Consider the following 17,530-nt stretch of genomic DNA (forward strand, 5'->3'; position numbering starts at 1 on the left):
GCTGGACAGTTTGTAAGTCGCGCTTATGTGGTTTTGCTTCGCAAAAGTATTCCACAACGCACAACTTACAAACTGCCGTTGTGCTTAACGTTATACAAAAACCGGAAATATCAAAATGTCATTTGATAGTGAAGAAAAAATGTATGAAATGCTTGGACGTTACATCACCGGACTTGAAGATTTTTGCCTTTCAATTCAGGATCGAATTATTGATGTGCTCACTATCCAAGGTTTAAGAAATTCAGATGTTCACGAAATTATTCTGGAGGGTTTAACCGCTGCTCCTTTACTTTCAAAGCTTCAAGCACTAGTTAATTCTGTCGTAGCTAAAAATGAAGAAGAGAAAAAAGTGTTCTCAAAAGTATTTAGCCAATTTCATGAAATAATAGAACAGCGAAATATATTTTTACATTCTCACTGGCTTCCCTTTGCTACGAATGAAGAGGGTGCGTTGCAGTTCCATATTGCTGGCTCAAAGCTTGGTTCAAATAAAAACGGAGCGGCTACAAAAATATCGAATCCTACAGTTGAAGACTTTGAGTTTTCAATTAAAAGGTGTCATGACGCAAGGCATCAACTAGCATTAATTATGAGAATAGTTCTGGGTTATCGAACATTGTTCGAGTGTTTTGAAATTAATGGTAAAGTGCTAAAAGTTAAATATGAAGCGCTTAAACCCATTCCATCAGAGTAATGTATAACAAGTCGCTCAAGCATCAGTCGCTTCGCTCCTTGGACAGTTTTTAAGTCGCAGTTTTGTGGTTTTGCTGCGCAAAAGTATTCCACAAAACTACAACTTAAAAACTGCCGCTTAGCTCGGCTACATGGACTCCCCCAAGTGTCAAGCTAAGACCGCTTTTGACTTTCAGAAATAGACTGCACCTCTACATTCGGTTTACTAACGGCAAATTATTTCTTGCCTGAACCAAGATGAGTATTCGCTGGGAGCTGCCTCATTCGTTAGACGATCTTGATGATCACCGAGCTCAACAGGCTTTGGCTCCCCCAGTCTGACCTGATTGTCATCGACGCCTTCGCAGGACTCGGTGGGCTGCTATTCATTTTTTGTTGATGAATAGCACGGAACTCTTTTTACATTTTACTGATTAACCGCTTTTGCTTTTCTCCTTTTGCGTGAGTGTTTGTTGGTGTTGTGCAATTAGTTGGTGGGCTGGGCTTTGTAATCCTCCTGCTTCACCATGAGCGTCCAGATTAATCGTGCATTTCTCGCAGCCATTGCCACCACTGCGCGCAAATAACCTCGACGCGAAATTAATTCACGTGCCCAGCAACTGACTTTATCTTGTTTGTCTTTTAGATTGGCAATAACCGCTCTTGCTCCATGCACTAAACACATTCGCAAATAGCGATCGCCTTGCTTGGTAATTCTGCCTAAACGAATTTTGCCACCCGTGGTGTATTGCCTAGGCACTAATCCGAGCCAGGCGGCGAACTGACGGGAATTTTTAAAGAGTGACGGATCGGGTACGCTGGCAACAACACCGGAGGCAACCTGTTCGCCAACACCGGGAATGGTCAGCAGTCGTTTCGCGACAGCATTGTGGTGTGCTTGCTTGCGCAGCTCGCGGTCATAAAACAGAATTTGTTCGCTGGCAATTTTGATGCGCTCCCAAAGGTTGGTAATCATCTGCCGCGCGAGCATAGGTAATCCGTTATTGGCATCTTCTAAAATCAGCGGAATTTCACGTTGTGCAGGATAGCGCCCCTTGGGCATTACGATGCCGAATTCACTCAGCAAACCACGTAATTGATTGATCAGTGCGGTGCGTTCAGCAATAAGGCCTTGACGTACGCGATGTACACAGAGCTGCGCTTGTTGCTCTGCTGTTTTTACCGGAACGAACCAGATAGTGGAGCGACTGACGGCTTCACAAATGGCTTCGGCATCGTTGTTATCGTTTTTGCCTCCTTTGCGAAACGGCGCTATAAATTTACACGCCATAATGCCCACCATGTGTCCGAGCTTATGAAACTCACGACCCCAGTAGTGAGCGCCGCTACATGCTTCCATACCGATTAAACAGGGAGAGCATTGCGCTATAAAGGGCAATAGCTGTGCGCGTTTAAGCGTTTTACGCAGGATCACTTTGCCATGTTTATCCATGCCGACGAGACTAAAAGAAGTTTTCGCCAAATCAATACCGAGTGTTGTAAGATTCATGAAAATTGCTCCTCTGGTGGTTATGACATCACCGATAATTTACGCCAGCACAGGGCTGCGTGTTAAGAGGGGGAGTCCATATCATTCGTTATACACAAAATGTATTGGCGCACTTTAAAAAATTGATGGTTGGTTAAAGTTCAGCTCAATTTTGAATGTCGAAAGCCCGAACGAAAGAATCATAATTTTCAAGGTTCAGTTTTCTTGTCTAGTGTTTTGTGGTGCTTCGTTAGAAAGTTTTAGAGCAACGCCGTGCAAGTTAGAAAGTCGTGCTTTCGGTTGGTTTGTTGCGAAATGTGTTTCATCGAGTTGTCGCCTTTGTTGTGCGTAGCCATTGCGCCACGAAGTAGAAACCGTTTTTACTTGGCGAGTAAAATTAAATTCATCGGCGGTTATCTTGCCAGCGTCGAAAGCTCGTAGTAAATTCTCAGTGAATTGAATGTTCGGTTTTTTGTAAAAGTGCGAAGTGGTGTTTTTAACTTAGTCCGCATGAGTGCGGCCGAAAAGTGTGGTTTTCATATTTTGTCTTATAACAAGGCAATGAAACGGATGGTTGTTAAGTAGCACGTTTGCCATTCCGCTTCGCTCCATTTTATGGCAAACGTGCTACTTAACAACCACCGCTTATTGCGGCGTTAAGCGTACAAATTTTAAAGACTTGGAGGTAACGGCAGGTATTGAAGCAAAAGCGGTGATCTCGTTCGGGTTGGGAGTGAATATTGAAGTGAAAGCGAAAGCCGTAATGGAGGTAATCATGAATAATTTGATCGTATTTAATACATGCGTTTGGTGGGGAGTGGCGTTTCTGCGGGCCTGGTGGGACACTTTCAATCCGAACGAGAGATCAGTAATTGTGAATTGCCTGCCTGATCCAGGAGAAACGAGAGGGGGTTCAATTCCCCCTCCCCGCACCAAATTTATAAGTGCCATGAATGGCGGAGCTTAACAAGGCGCAGCAACACGCCACTGCGTGGCTGGACAGTTTGTAAGTCGCGCTTTTGTGGTTTTGCTTCGCAAAAGTATTCCACAACGCACAACTTACAAACTGCCGTTGTGCTTAACGTTACGAAGGTAAAGCAAATTTTATTTGTACCTTGCTTCGCTGGTTTGTAAAAGCAAAGCTAAAATCGTCAAGTTTCAGGTTATGTCGTTTTTAGATTTGTGATTGCGGAAAGTAAGTGCCAATAGAAAAACGGGAAAAGCTTAGGTTATTTCGTTTAAATGTACTAGCTCAGACCTGATCTGACAGTTACCGGTTTTTACAAGTGCCTGTCAGTTTAGATTTGAGCTAAATTCTTTTCTGCCCAAACCTTCTTTCCATCCAGCAAAGTTTCCAATATTGTTGTAGTATTTCATCCATTCGTCCAGATCCTTTTGCAACTCCTCCAGCGTTGCATAAAGTTTTTTGCGGAACGTTACCTGATAAAACTCTTGCAGTATCGTTTTATGGAAGCGTTCACAGATGCCATTCGTTTGCGGCGACTGCGCTTTTGTTTTCGTGTGATCAATATCATTGATGGCGAGATAAAGCTGATAATCATGCCGATCCATTCGGCCACAATATTCCGTACCCCGATCCGTGAGAATTCTCAGCATAGGCAGCTGCTGCTGAGTGAAGAATGGCAAAACTTTGTCATTGAGCAGATCGGCTGACGTGATTGGTCTTTTGCTGGTATAAAGCTTGGCTAACGCCACTTTGCTGTAGGTGTCTACAAACGTTTGCTGATATATCCGGCCTACGCCTTTGAGGTTTCCTACATAAAACGTATCTTGCGAACCAAGATAGCCAGGATGATGCGTTTCAATTTCACCGGAAGCTTCATCATCAATCTTCTTGCGTTCTAAGGCGGCAATCTGGCTGTCCGTTAGTAGAATACCTTCTTTGGCAACCTTATCCTCCAGTGCCTGTAATCGCTTTTTAAAACTCTCGACACCATGCCTCAGCCAAATTGAACGTACGCCACTGCCAGATACGAAAATACCCGCTTTACGCAATTCATTGCTGGTTCGATGCTGACCATGTGCAGGTTGTTCAACGGCATAATCAAGAACCGCTTTTTCTATTGCAGGATCGATACGGTTTTTAAGATTCGGAGTGCGCTTGCTGCGGCTTATCAGCGCATCAACAACACCTTCTTGCGCCAACTCTTGATAACGATAAAAAGTGTCGCGAGAGAAGCCCATTACCTTGCAGGCTTTTGATACATTGCCAAGCTCTTCCGCCAGATTCAGCAGGCCAGCTTTGTGTTTTATGATGGGATTGTTAGTATGTAGCATGAGAGTTACCTTTATGGTTTTGTTTTAGGATTCGACACCCATATTCAAAACCGGTAACTCTCTTCTTTCAAGTAGAAGTGTCAGATCAGGTCGCGACTAGTACAAATTAAGCTACCGAAACTTATCGCGCCCCAATGTTTGGGATGCTTAAAGGTTAAATGCCATAGCACACATCAACATAAACAAGGGGCGTTGCATCCTGCTAGCCCCTTTGCTCCTGCGCGGGTAAGCAATCATCCTAATTGCCACGGCATCCGGTGCCTGATCCCTTTTTCTCCATTTAACCACTTCTTCCTGAAGCACAACTCCCTTCACCGCACTCCTGTATCGGCGACGTCCTTGTGGTTGCTATTTTAATGATTTACATCAGCGGCAATAGCCGTAAAAAGCGGAAAAGCTTGTAGGAAATTGGCTATAGTGCGCCGTCAAGGGTTTGGTTGGGGCTGCGCTTACGTTCGTTTATCAATAAACTCTTCCCCAACTCCCGAGAAGGTATTGGCCTGTAAAAACTGCTTTGCCAGCTTTATCTGCTTTTTTACCAAACCTGATTCTGATTCTCTGCCAACTGAAGCTTGGCATCACGCATCCTCTCTCTCGCTTGCGCGATACCCACAACAGGATAGACCCCAAGCGCGAGCTTCTTTTCTTTGCCCCCAAATGGGGGTAACTTTTATTGGTTTTTATAGGACGATGGAACACCAGAAAGCAAAAAGCCCCGAATAACGGGGCTTTAGGGATGTTTTGGGAAGTCATCAAACTTTCTTTTGGTGCCCTGGGCCTCACTCGAAAACCCAGCCAGAACGCTTGAAATTACTAGCCTCAAAACTGGCAAAGGTAAAAAGTACCCCTCTTTGTGCCCCCAGTTTTCATCGTGCACTCGGTACCAGTCCGGATCACCGAAATCCACTTTAAAATTCCGCAAATCGCCCTAAAAAAACTGTTCAAAATAATTAACACTTTTTCCGGCTAGAGATCGAATATCTCGATCCCACAACGTCCCGCATGGTACTACAAAAGCCAATAAGGAGGGAGACGGCTTCAGTACCTAATCAAGATTTTCAGTATCAGTGCGCGGAAAACAACCAATGACATGCATATCTTCAATAAATTTATAGATTGAATGCCCCTCGGCGCAGCGCCAAGTCTCTTCAAAAAAATTCCATCCCTTTGTTAACCTGGGTTGGTTGGAGACAAAAGTGAGATTTGAGTAATTTTGTCGGCAGTCCCAGCAAAACACATCCACAGGGCATTTCTTGAGCAAATCAGGAATGATGGATTCGATTAGCTTGGTGTGCAGCAGCTTAGGGATTATCGTTGCTGGCTCAGCAGACATATCCGCACTTTTTAGCCAATCAACAAAGGCCGTAAGCCAAATTTCATAATCACTCCAACCGTAATGGCCCCGGCTACTAGCTTCCAGATGGTCAACAAGCTCCGCCGATTTTATTAAAACCTCGCCCCGCACCTCGCCATTTTCAATAAAGTCCGGCAAAAATCGGTGGCGCTCTTGTATTAAACCCTCTCGATAGTAAACAGGCGATACCAAAGTAACTTTGCCAGCACATCTCGTTAACTTACCGAAGAGCTCCTCTACCTCAGCTCTAACTGTATTCAAGTAGGCATTTCTTTCTTGCTCTCGCCTATAGGCAAAAGGAGTGAAAATCTGTCGGCATATTTTATATTTCAGGAGCTGCTTAATCATGCTTGCCCAAATCACGGAGACTATCGATAAAACCTTGATAAGCTGCCGAGTGGTCACCCGTATGATTTTCCATACCCGGCTTAGTCAGACACCCTTTAGGGTCTATGTAGCTATCGATACGTTTCGAAGGCCGTTCATGCCATGACAGATTAAAAGCTGCCAATTTAGGGAAAAAATACATGTGGGAGTAACCAGGAATGTTGTCGTGAATCCACCACGCCAGCGCCTGCCAATCTTTGGTTGCTTCGTAATATGGAAGAAAGCGGGTAACAACCACACAAGCCGTCGCCCCCATAAGACCATCTTCATCGCGCATATCCCATATATGCCCGGAATAATTGGCCTCATTGCGAGCACAGTTGTATTGGTTCTTATTCTCCGCCCCTTTGGCGTTGACCGCACAAGAGCGAAACGCCGAGCGAATCGCAATACGCCCCAAAGCGTCTTGAAGAGGCTCCAACACGTTCTCACAAAGTGCCTTACCCGCCGCAATCGCCAAGTCGTGATTGTCAGGGATATTGGGGATTCTTTCGATTTGTGATATTTCGGAGTAGAGAAAATCACGCATAAAAAAAGATTTGGATAATTGGACTCGGCCAAATTCTTCTAAGGTTTTTACGGAGGTGGGGGATTTCATTGCAACACTCACTTAAAAATGATGGGTAGTCTTAGTCGGCAGCTTTACGCCCAATTTATAAAAATTGGTAAATTCCTTAATTTCCGCTTTACTACTGTATTCGGCAAGTTCAGTTAGGCCGCTAGCACTAGGGTAAATAATCAAACATTTAACGTTGGTAATAGGCATGGCATGCTCCTCCACTCCCAAAGCGATGTTGAGCTTCCTGTCACGCGCATAACCGCTCAGTTGTCGAGCATCATCAATTAGGTAAGATTTGTTGTTGTCGAATTTGCTATAACTGGATTTGTATTTTGTATCAATAATTAACTGTTCTTGCGTATCAATAAAATCCACCTCAGTACCCGCACAACCTCTTACTTGATACTGAATAGATTTGCCGCGCGACTTTTTGAGTAAAGACAGTACATAAATTTCAAAAAGCAGCGCCATATTGATGTAAAAGGGAGGGGTTAAAGCTTTTGACTGGGTCGTACGTTCAAGCGAATTGCCAAATAGTTTTAGGATTTTTTTGGCAAGGTCTGTGGTCTGACCATATTCTTTATAAAAATGATTGAACTTGATAAGGCCTATTTCATGCGGCTGAATATCTTCATCCACCTGCTCGAACGCGGCCTTACAACAACCCAGCGTTGAACTTATATTTTTCAGATCAACACCACTAGTCAGTAAATAACTATTGGAGATCAACAACGCCCTTTTTAACAAACGGTTAATTGAGCAATTGAGCGTATATTCCGTATAGCGGCACCAAGTAGACGCCATGTTATGGCTAGCCAGTTGTGCCTTTATGTTTTTTCCAACCAGAACTTTACCTTTTAAATTAGACTGTAATGGTCGCTCTACAGTTACATAACCTTTTTGCAACCCTTTACGCACCAACCCCTGAAGCAGTTGAACATAGTGCAAGATTAATAAAATAGGCGCACTCAACTCTGATTCAGTGACAGGAACAGGAGGCTCATCAAAAAAGATTTCGTATAATTTTTCATCACGTCTAACTGAATTTAATGCTGAGGCTGATTCGGGGGTCGCAAAGCAATCCATAAAAGTTTGCAAAATATCCAGACCCGCGATTTTCGGTAAAACTTTAAGAGCTGACTCTCCAGATACTAACCAATCCGTTCCCACATAATAATTAGCCAAAAGCCGACCCGATTCATCGCATTTTTTAAACTGCAAACGCTGTGCGGCGGGCGATAACATTAGTTCGTCAACACTCTGAGAGAACTCATGTATTACACGCTGATGCTCTTGCGTTTGAATGATTAGAGTCATACAGATAGCTCTAACACATCACTGGTTGCGCCCAGTAAAATTCCATCTTTAATATATTCACGCAGCAAGGGTTTAATTTCATGCTCCAATCTTGAGTTTAGTTCCTCTTCTGACTCTGCAAGGAAATAGCTATGCCCAATCATTAAATCCTCTATTGCATAATCAGGCAACAGCTTTGTCTTAAAAATATTTTCTATTATTTTAAATAAGGCAACCGCTTTTTCCCTACACTGACTAGTGGGCTGCGCTTCAATTACTGCAACACTTGCAGGAACTGTAAAAAATGGAAAGCGGCGGCGAATGGCATAATCAATAGTACCCACACTGCGATCAGCAGTATTCATAGTGGCGATAATGTAAAGATTCGGAGGAAGAATTAATTTCGAACATCCATTTAATTCGTACAGGGAATTTACGGCTTCGCCACGGTATTCAAGCGCATAAATTAACTCGCCAAGTACCGCAGGAAGATTGGCTCGGTTAATTTCGTCGATAATAAGTACATGCGGCGCACATGGATTTTTTAGTGCTGCCTCGGCAATATCCGCAAGTACTTTATTTTTCACTTCGTAAACTACGGAACCATTTGCAACACGGGTAACAATACCCCGCACAAAATCTTCATAGCTAAACGCAGGATGGAATTGAATTAGCTTAAAGTTAGGGTGTGAGTTTAGCTCTGTAAAATCCGAGCTTAGTAAACAGCAAGCTATTTCTTTAGCAGTACGGGTTTTTCCTGTACCGGGGGCGCCTTGCAAAATAATTTGTGGTTTAACCTTTAACAGTTCCAAAATTTTAGTGCCATTCATGGCTTCAATAACCTCGTTATACCAACCAACAATAATTTGCATTGTAGGTGTTGATTCATTTGCGCATCGAGTTAAGGTCCCCGTTGCCATTGGTATAGTCCTACCAGAATCATTCCAATCTAATATTTTTACCTTCCTTCTGTTAACAAACCAATCCAGGCGACCCGTAGTATCACTTACATATTCATGTCCGCCCACAACCTCAACTAATGCAACAAGCGTCTTTCCTTTTCTAACAGCGACTATATCTCCGACGTTCATTTTATTTATAAAGTCGTTCATTGCTGACTGACCTTCTTCCCATTCCCCCAAGCCTATCAATCCTGTCTCTTTTAAAATCTGCGCTTCATTAACACCCTGTGGATCATCTGGGTGCATTTGTATATGCCAAAAATTCATCGTGCCGCGACCTTCTTCTTAGGTTTTGCTGCTGCCGCACGCTCCACCTTAATCCTCTCTAACAGTGCTGCCGCCGAATTCTCGCCGGAAATTAACTCCGGATTCTGCGCGCGCCAGTCGGCGGTGAGTTCGCCGCGGAAGGCTTTGGCTAGGATGCTTTGGGTTAGGTGGTTTACGCGGGCTTGGGCGTCTTTTACGCGCTGTTCGATTTGGTCGGCATAGGCGAAGAGTTTTTCTACGCGGCGGACGATTTCGGTTTGTTCCACAACCGAAGGAAAACAAATATTCATATCTTTTAAATCTTGCCCCGAGATGCCCTTTTGCCCAGATGTTGATTTAACCAACGACATTACAAACTCTCGTACATCTGCGGATGCGTAATACAACTCAAGGTAACTTGGAATAATTTTTTCTTTGTTAACTCTTACCCGAATTAGCTTGTCAGGGTAAACCAGATTCTCATGCGATAACTTTCTAACTTGCCCACACACGCCGACAAATTCTAAACTTCCATTGTAACGAGTAAAAAGCAAATCCTCTGGCTTCAATGAATAACGCTGAACCTCAATTTCATCTAGTTCCAAAAATCTAACATCCACTTGATCAACAAAAAGAGAACGGACAGAACTAATTCTCAAGATAGGAACGCCAAGCCCTTGCTCATTTGGCTTCGCAGATAAACCGTTGCGCATTTCATTTATGAGATTTGAAAGCTTATCTTCCGCATAGCTATATTCAATTCCATTGGAACCCCTCCACTCCTCAGTCAACCTCCCACTAACCGCAGCGGCGATCACCGATTGGCGGAAGCGTTTTAGGATATTGGGGATAGCGTCGAGGCGGGCTTTAAGGGTGTCTACCTGCGCGAGAAGTTCATCGAGTTTTTGGGCGATTTGTTGTTGTTCGGCGAGGGGGGGAAGCGCCACCAAAAATTCCTCAATAGCTTTTCCTGAAATATTTGGCTGCGCCCCTCCGTAAGCAACTTTAAGTATTTCGGGAGTCAATGAAGCAATTAAATGGTCTTTATATTTTGCCGAACCAAACGCATCCGAATGAAGCTTTAAATTACCAACGCGCTGATTTTGATATGCAGGTTCGGAACCGTTGTAAACGCCAACTTTTCCTGTTGTTGCACCAGACATTGCAATTAGCAAGTCACCTTTTTTAATCTCAAAGCCAGCGACAACATCTGCTTTTCTCACATGTATTGCTGTTTCATCAGTAGCAAGCTTTCCATCAATATCAGAAATGCGAATCACGGGAACAGTGTCTTCATCTTTTGCGACGTAAGAATTACTTTTAAATGCGTAACCATTTTTTAAATATAGATATTCGCCCAGCGGCGTTTCTACCCACCCTTCCGGCAAAGTAAACTCACTCACACCTTCACCCCATCACCCAAACCCAACACCTCAGCCAACAAATCTTTCTGCACCTTGGCTTGATCCCCCGCGCCTAATGCCGCGAGCAAACCATCTAACTCTCTTAACGCCTCAGTCAATTCACTCATAGCTTCCGCCGCCAATACATCCGGCTCGGGCAAACTGGCAGCATCAACCGAGTCATTATCTTTTAGCCATGAAATATCCAGCGAGTCGCCTTTGGTGTCGCGAATATAATCGCGGGTGAAGTTTCGTAGGCGGGAATTTTCGGGGGTTCTTTCAACATCATCGGCCATCCATGCGAAGTCGCATAATGTAGGTTGGCGCTGAGCTTGCGATGCCCAACACTGGCTGGGCGACGTGGTTGCGGGCAGGTCGGATTGTTGGGCATCGCTGCGCTCAGCCCAACCTACGGAGTGCAAAAGTTCGTAACAGGCTTCAAAAGGTTTTAAATGTTGCTCACCAAAGGGCGTGCGTTTGCCAAAGCTGGGCATGTTGGTGCGCAAGTCGTACACCCACACATTTTTGGTGCAGCCTTCTTCTTGCTTGGGGTTTTGCGCAGTGCCTTTGGTAAAAAACAGCACGTTGGTTTTTACACCCGCCGCGTAAAAAATCCCGGTGGGTAAACGCAGAATGGTGTGCAGGTTGCATTTATCCATAAGGTCGCGGCGAATTTCCGTGCCTTGGCCTGCTTCAAATAATACGTTGTCGGGCAATACCACCGCGGCGCGGCCACCGGGTTTTAGGGTGCGGTAAATATGTTGCAAAAACGCAAGCTGTTTGTTGCTGGTTTTGTAGGTTAAATCGTCACGTGTGATAGATGCTTCACCGCCCTTTGCGGTGCCGAAAGGTGGGTTGGCGAGCACCACATCGACTTTGTCTAAACTTTTGCCCACATCACCCAAGGCGTTGCCTAAATGCACTACGCCTTCGTCATCACCTTCCATGCCGTGCAATAGACAGTTCATTAACGCGAGGCGGCGAGTGCTAGGCACTAATTCCACGCCAATGAAGGCGTTATTTAATTGAAACTCTTTTTGTTTTTGGGTGAGGTCAAATAAATTGTCGGTGGCGTCTTTAATGTATTTATCGGCGGCAATTAAGAAGCCTGCGGTGCCCGCTGCCGGGTCTTGTATGGTTTCACCCGCTTGCGGTTTTATGCAGCGCACTATGCTGTCGATAAGTGCTCTTGGGGTGAAGTATTGCCCCGCGCCGGATTTGGTTTCGTTGGCGTTTTTTTCTAACAGGCCTTCGTATAAATCACCCAAGCCATCTTTTTGCGCGCTAAACCAATCGATGCCGTCCAGCGTTTTAATCAGTTGCTCTAAATGGCGCGGCTCGCGCAGACGGGTTTGGGCATCGTTATAGATTGCCAAAATTAGCGGATCAGTGACCACCGGATTGCCTTCCAAATCTTTACCAGTGGAAAGGGTTAGCAATATGCGCTTGTAATCGTTTAATAAATTTAAACCAGACTTCGCATTTAAATCACCCCAACGGCAGCCCTCGGGCAATTTGTGTTTATTCAGCAAACCCGCTTCGGTGTTTTCATATTCCATTTTGATAAATAACAGCAACACCAATTCGGTAACGTAATCGCTGTAGTTGATGCCGTCATCGCGCAGTACGTCGCAGAGGTTCCAGAGTTTTTGGACTATATCGTTGTTGGTCATGGGGTTCTCAATTGTTTACGCGGTAAATAGCGCGAATAGGGGTTGGTTAATGTAGTAGTTGGCTCGGCCAATTTTTTCTTTTTTAATTAGCCCAATTGCCACTAGCTGCTCTAAATATTTGGTTGCCGTTAAGCGGCTCACCTGCAAATCATTCATCACAAATTCTATTTTTGTGTAGGGGTGGCTAAACAAGTTATTTAACAGTTCCTGGCTGTAAATTTTTGGCAGTTGCTCTCGCATGGCGTTTTTATAGTCTTGCATAAGCGATTTAATGGCTTTGACTAACTCAATGGTTTCTTGCGCCGTTTGAACTACGCCTTCCAACATGTAGAGCACCCAGGCTTCCCAGTTATTGGTTTCGCGCACGGCTTGTAGTTGCCGGTAGTATTCCGATTTGGTGTGAATTAGATAACGGCTGAGATAAAGAATGGGTAAATCCAATAAACCTTGGGCTACAAGGTAGAGCATATTGATGATGCGCCCCGTGCGGCCATTGCCATCGTAAAAGGGATGAATGCTTTCAAATTGATGGTGAATCAACGCCATTTTTACCAATGGGTCTGCATCACACAATTCATTGTCATTTATATAGCTCACCAGGTTTTGCATTAGGTGCTCTATATCGGCTGGGTGTTGTGGCGGGGTATAAACAACCTTCCCCGTTAATGCATTTTTTAACTCTGTACCGGGCAGCTTGCGAAATCCGGCGTTATTTTTTTCCAGGGTTTGCTGCACAAAGAGTATGTCTGCCAAACGAATAAGCCCTGTAGAACGCACAGAAACAAAACCTTCGCGCAGCGCGACTGCGTAGTCTTGAACCTCTTTGGCAGCAGGATTCACCGGCATGTCGTTAAATAGCTCTGCTTTGTACATTTCATCGTGTGTGGTGACGATGTTTTCAATCGCCGAGCTGTGCTTGGCTTCTTGTAGCGACAAGGTGCTGATTAAAATCGCTTCATTAGGGATGGTACTGCCGACACCTTTCAGCTCTGCCAGGTAACGGTTAGCCTCAGCCACTTTCTTAAGCACGGCGCGAGTCTCGATTTGGTCTATATCGGCAAAGGGTAAATCGCGCAGCGGGAAGCTAGTCATTTAGTGGGGCCTATTTTGGACGCCATGTATAAAAATGGCATTTCTCTATGTATATCCGGGCCATTATGTATAGAAAATCGTAAAAATCTATACATATCAGTAGCTATATGTATAGAAAACCTAAAAAAATATACATATCAGGATCGTCATGTATAGAAAGTGGGGTTTTATGAACATGTAGAAGCTTACAGGTACAAAAAAACCATTTTCTATACCTGCTGCCTTTCGCCCTAGGGGACTAGCCAGCCTCACCCCAAAGCCCATCGGCCAAGGTGTTTAGCACCTCATCCAGTTGGTTATTGAGTAGCTTATCTACTCGCTTGGCACCGCCCTCTTGCGCAAAGGCAGTATTGACGAAGTTGTGATCAATAATGACTTCATGCACTAACTGCTTACCTAAGCGCTCAAGGCATTTTCGCTGCGGGGGCAACCAAGAATGTGATGCGAGGATTTTTTGCAGCGCATTGTTTACACGCTGATCAAAGGGGATCAATGGCTCACCCAAAGCTGCTTGGCGGATATGGCCAATAATGCTGGCGGCGATTTCCTGATTGGTGCTGTTGCGCCATGCGGCTTTGAGTTTGGTCTCGCTGTAGCCGTTGTTATCCAACAGCACTTTGATTTCTTTGAGTTGCTCGCGCGTCAGATCTTTGGGTTTATTCACCACTACCGCCAGCGCGGCCGACTGGTTGATATTGTTTTTAATAAAATCATTAAAGCTGAGCAAGTAATCCGCAGGCTTTTCATTTACGCCAAAGTTTTGCTCGCGCGTTAAAAACTCATCGCGTCCTTCATAAATAATCGGCCGATGTTCGCTGCCCAGAATAAACTTCACTTCATCGACTGATTTGATAAAGCCGTTGTTGCGGCGCATAAACTCCGCCGCTTGGCGCGGACCTAATTCTTGTAAATACTGATGCAATTTTTGCGGTGCAACACCCCAAAGGTTTTCCAATTCATCCAGCTTTTGCTTCAGCTCCGGCTTTGATTCTGCCGCTTTATTCGCTTTACGCATTACTCGCATCACTTTTTGGCCAAGCTCTGCCAATACATCTTGCGCGTGACAGGTTTCGGCTTGCACACCGGGTGCATTTAAGCCTTTTTCAAGCGTATCGGGATTAGTCAGTTCATCAACCAATTGTTCGAGCGTGATATTCGGATCACGCACCAGCGGCTTCATGGTACTGACAGCTTGCAAGGCAGCGTATATATCCACCGGGTCGTAAATTTTAAATACGGTTTTGCCAATATCATCGGCACGGCGTGTGGCACGGCCAATCATTTGCTCGTACAAAATGCGTGATTTAACCCGGCGCAGAAAAACTAAATGGCAAATTTTTGGAACATCTATACCCGTTGTTAATAAATCCACGGTGATGGCGATATTGGGGTAACGTTCGTTTTTGTAGTTGCGAATTAACTGATCAACCTTGTCGCTTTTGCCAGTAATTTTACGCACGGCGGCTTCGCTGTAGCTGCCGTTGTGAATATCTTTAAAGGCTTCATCTAACAGGCGTTTAACCATATCGGCATGTAAATCGGTCGCACAAAAGATCATGGTTTTTTCATCGCCAAAGGGATCTAACTCTTTGGCTAATTGCTCGCAAATAACCTGATTAAACCCCTCGGTAATGACTTTGCGGTTAAAGGCTTCCACATCAAAATTGATTTCATCTTCCAGCAAGGCGGATTCAATTTCGCCTGTATAGGTATTGATCGCACTGACCGCCGAACCTTTATCGAGCTTAATGCCATTTTTGCTCAATAAGGTTTCATAGCGAATTGGCGGTTCATGGTCGATTAGCCAATCGTCGGCCACAGCCTCGCGGTATGAATAGGTATAAACGGGTTTACCGAAAATCTCGCTGGTGTGTTTTGCAGGTGTGGCGGTTAATCCGATTTTAACTGTATCAAAATAGTCTAATACGCGGCGATAACTGGAAAGATATTGCGCAGCATCGCGCGTGGCTAATTCGCCCTCCGTCATTTCCTGATCAAGAGTATAACCACGGTGAGCTTCGTCTACGATGATGCAATCGTAGGCATCAATAGTGGGTGGGTTGTCAGAGGCGAATAAGCGTTTCACCATCGCCTGCACGGTAGCCACTTGAACACGGGTTTCCGCTTCAGCAGCCATATCACCTAATTTGGCGATGTTATAAATCGAGGAGAGGGTTTTATTTTCTTCAAGCTTGGCTTCTTTAAAGGAATCCAATGCCTGATTTCCTAAGGCCGTGCGATCCACCAAAAACAAAATGCGTTTAAACCGTTCAGCTTTTAGAAAGCGATAAATCAAACCGATAATGGTGCGGGTCTTTCCGGTACCGGTTGCCATCGCCAGCAGACAATTACGCTGGTCATTGGCTAGTGCAGATTCAACAGCAACAATCGCTTTTTCTTGATAATCCCGCAACTTGAGGTAAGCAAAACCTTCAGCTTTTAGTTTTTGTTCTGCTAGTTCACGGCTGCGTTTTAATTTATCTAACAGGCCAGCGGGTGAATGAAATGTTTCGCGCGGCTCAGCAATATTCGATGGTTCGCGCACATCTCTAAACCAGGTGCCGGATTGTTCTTTCAACTGTTTTACAAAAGCACGGCCATTACAGGAATACACAAAGGGAATATGGAAATGGCCGTCGGCTGCATCTGGCCATGCAATGGTTCTGCCCTGCTCCGCCCAAGCAGGCACCAGCGTTGCATCGGCTTTAAATCCACGCGAATAGCGTTCGGCTTGTGGAATTTTACCGGCGACGTTTTCGTTTTCGCGCTTTGCCTCTACTACAGCAATGGGAATCAGCCCGGCAAACAACACATAGTCTGCGCGTTGTGCCCCTGTTGTGGGCCACTCTGCAATCGCTTTGTTCTTACCTTTTTCAGGACGAGCGCCCTTTTTGTAATCCAGTTCTTGGGTATCCGCTACCCAACCTGCATCAATTAATTGCTGATCAATGATGATCCGTGTTAACTCTTCATTCAGCGTTAATTGTGCGCTGGCCTTTTGTGTTTTTTGGCTTACTTGCACCACTTGCTGCTGCAAGACTTTTTGATGTTCAGCTGACTGGAGGGCAAGATCATCTTGTAGCTGTTTTATTCGCGTTTCAAATTCTTGCTGCTGGGCGATAAGTTTATTTTCATTGTCTTGGGCAAGCTGTTTGTATTGGCGAGCTTCAGCATCCATCTGCTGTGCGAGTACTTCGTATTCTTCTTTTTCGCGCTGTAACAGTTCTTGCAGCTGAGCATTGCCGGATGACTGTTGATTCGTTTCTGTTAGCTGGCTTTTTAACTGCTCAATTTGAACCTGCAGCTCGCGCAATTCGATTGAAGGATCTTTAAGGGCTACAAAAGGCGCGGGCTTAAATGCAGCACCTTGCTTACCAAAGGCGCGCTGGTACCAAACAGCCAACTCACGCGCGGCACTCATACCGGTAATGGCTTCTTTGTGGTGAGTTTTAAATTTGTGAGTTGCTTTATTACCCTCCACTCTCAATAAGTGGAACAGCTCCAGCACATTAGGTTCCAGGCGAATCTCATAGCGAATCTGCTGCAGCAATTCCAGCTGAGTGGTACGGTCATCAAAACGGATATTGCAGCGAACAGCCAAATCCTGAGCAATAGCTTCACCCAGTTGGCGCAGCTTAATCAGCGTAGTGTTAGGATCACTGATAAAAGAACGCTCAGCCGCTGCCGCCAGCTGCACGAAAACGGGGTCATGTTCTTGAAGAAAATCAAAATTGGTCGTATCGGCCATGCTTCCTACTCGGCTGCTGCAGTTCTTATTAGAGCAGGATACTAACCAAGTTAGACACCAAAGACCACTACTCGGCATTACGCGGAGATCAGCATTAAACCTTGATTACCTTAGACCTTAAGATAAAACCCATTTAACCTCCCTGCAGATTCTGCATACCCCCGTGCAGATTTTGCACCCCCCTTAAACAAGCATGCTCTTACACGTTTAACGCGGTCTCTCGCCCATGTTCACAGCTGAACAGGCTAAACGATTCCAGTACCCCGGATCTTTCTTCGCGCGCTCAGCATGAAAGGGTGATCCCCTCCGCCAACTTCGGACAGTTCACTAACATACATTTCTTGCCTCAAA

General features: G+C 45.0%; 10 protein-coding genes and 2 pseudogenes. 1 reads left to right on the top strand and 11 read right to left on the bottom strand.

The window, feature by feature from the left end; translation table 11 throughout:
* Window positions 1-115 precede the first annotated feature (115 nt).
* A complete protein-coding gene (locus AWU77_RS02875) occupies window positions 116-694 on the top strand; it encodes a hypothetical protein (RefSeq protein WP_062058999.1) in 579 nt (192 codons plus the stop codon).
* A 465-nt stretch (window positions 695-1,159) separates the two neighbouring features.
* On the opposite strand, the gene AWU77_RS02880 is transcribed toward AWU77_RS02875, so the two are convergent.
* From AWU77_RS02880 to hsdR, 11 genes and pseudogenes are all read right to left on the bottom strand, one after another.
* Window positions 1,160-2,182: an IS110 family transposase gene (locus AWU77_RS02880; protein ID WP_062059002.1), complete on the bottom strand. Its 1,023-nt coding sequence runs from the start codon at window positions 2,180-2,182 to the stop codon at window positions 1,160-1,162.
* Between the two features lie 1,277 nt (window positions 2,183-3,459).
* Window positions 3,460-4,459 (bottom strand): annotated as a pseudogene (locus AWU77_RS02890) (IS481 family transposase).
* Window positions 4,460-4,994: 535 nt separating this feature from the next.
* Window positions 4,995-5,099, bottom strand: a pseudogene (locus AWU77_RS20955) (hypothetical protein); the annotation flags it as partial.
* A gap of 405 nt (window positions 5,100-5,504) precedes the next feature.
* Complete coding sequence (locus AWU77_RS02900) at window positions 5,505-6,161, bottom strand: hypothetical protein (RefSeq protein ID WP_062059013.1); 657 nt, start codon at window positions 6,159-6,161, stop codon at window positions 5,505-5,507.
* A complete protein-coding gene (locus tag AWU77_RS02905) occupies window positions 6,154-6,798 on the bottom strand; it encodes a hypothetical protein (RefSeq protein ID WP_062059015.1) in 645 nt (214 codons plus the stop codon). Before AWU77_RS02905 ends, AWU77_RS02900 begins: the two co-directional genes overlap by 8 nt.
* Window positions 6,799-6,810: 12 nt before the next feature.
* Window positions 6,811-8,076, bottom strand: a complete 1,266-nt coding sequence (locus AWU77_RS02910) for a hypothetical protein (protein WP_062059018.1) — start codon at window positions 8,074-8,076, stop codon at window positions 6,811-6,813.
* On the bottom strand, window positions 8,073-9,284 hold the full coding sequence (locus AWU77_RS02915) for an McrB family protein (RefSeq protein WP_084617959.1): 1,212 nt from the start codon (window positions 9,282-9,284) through the stop codon (window positions 8,073-8,075). Before AWU77_RS02915 ends, AWU77_RS02910 begins: the two co-directional genes overlap by 4 nt.
* Complete coding sequence (locus AWU77_RS02920) at window positions 9,281-10,666, bottom strand: restriction endonuclease subunit S (protein WP_084617961.1); 1,386 nt, start codon at window positions 10,664-10,666, stop codon at window positions 9,281-9,283. Before AWU77_RS02920 ends, AWU77_RS02915 begins: the two co-directional genes overlap by 4 nt.
* Window positions 10,663-12,339 carry an N-6 DNA methylase gene (locus AWU77_RS02925; RefSeq protein WP_062059025.1) on the bottom strand — a complete coding sequence of 559 codons (1,677 nt, stop codon included), beginning with the start codon at window positions 12,337-12,339 and terminating at the stop codon, window positions 10,663-10,665. Before AWU77_RS02925 ends, AWU77_RS02920 begins: the two co-directional genes overlap by 4 nt.
* Before the next feature lie 15 nt (window positions 12,340-12,354).
* The gene (locus AWU77_RS02930; protein ID WP_062059029.1) at window positions 12,355-13,431 is read right to left on the bottom strand and encodes a Fic family protein; all 1,077 of its coding nucleotides are present in this window, start codon (window positions 13,429-13,431) and stop codon (window positions 12,355-12,357) included.
* Window positions 13,432-13,669: 238 nt separating this feature from the next.
* Window positions 13,670-17,179, bottom strand: coding sequence for a type I restriction-modification system endonuclease (hsdR, locus tag AWU77_RS02935; protein WP_062059033.1), 3,510 nt, complete (start codon window positions 17,177-17,179; stop codon window positions 13,670-13,672).
* Between the last annotated feature and the right edge of the window lie 351 nt (window positions 17,180-17,530).

This window comes from Cellvibrio sp. OA-2007 (assembly GCF_000953825.1).
In the GTDB taxonomy this organism is placed as follows: Bacteria; Pseudomonadota; Gammaproteobacteria; order Pseudomonadales; family Cellvibrionaceae; genus Cellvibrio.

Excerpts from the sequence above, each read along its gene's own strand:
- AWU77_RS02875 (WP_062058999.1), top strand. The coding sequence starts at position 116 with ATGTCATTTGATAGTGAAGAAAAAATGTATGAAATGCTTGGACGTTAC.
- AWU77_RS02930 (WP_062059029.1), bottom strand. The coding sequence starts at position 13,431 with ATGACTAGCTTCCCGCTGCGCGATTTACCCTTTGCCGATATAGACCAA.
- AWU77_RS02900 (WP_062059013.1), bottom strand. The coding sequence starts at position 6,161 with ATGATTAAGCAGCTCCTGAAATATAAAATATGCCGACAGATTTTCACT.
- AWU77_RS02880 (WP_062059002.1), bottom strand. The coding sequence starts at position 2,182 with ATGAATCTTACAACACTCGGTATTGATTTGGCGAAAACTTCTTTTAGT.
- hsdR (WP_062059033.1), bottom strand. The coding sequence starts at position 17,179 with ATGGCCGATACGACCAATTTTGATTTTCTTCAAGAACATGACCCCGTT.
- AWU77_RS02925 (WP_062059025.1), bottom strand. The coding sequence starts at position 12,339 with ATGACCAACAACGATATAGTCCAAAAACTCTGGAACCTCTGCGACGTA.
- AWU77_RS02905 (WP_062059015.1), bottom strand. The coding sequence starts at position 6,798 with ATGAAATCCCCCACCTCCGTAAAAACCTTAGAAGAATTTGGCCGAGTC.
- AWU77_RS02910 (WP_062059018.1), bottom strand. The coding sequence starts at position 8,076 with ATGACTCTAATCATTCAAACGCAAGAGCATCAGCGTGTAATACATGAG.
- AWU77_RS02915 (WP_084617959.1), bottom strand. The coding sequence starts at position 9,284 with ATGAATTTTTGGCATATACAAATGCACCCAGATGATCCACAGGGTGTT.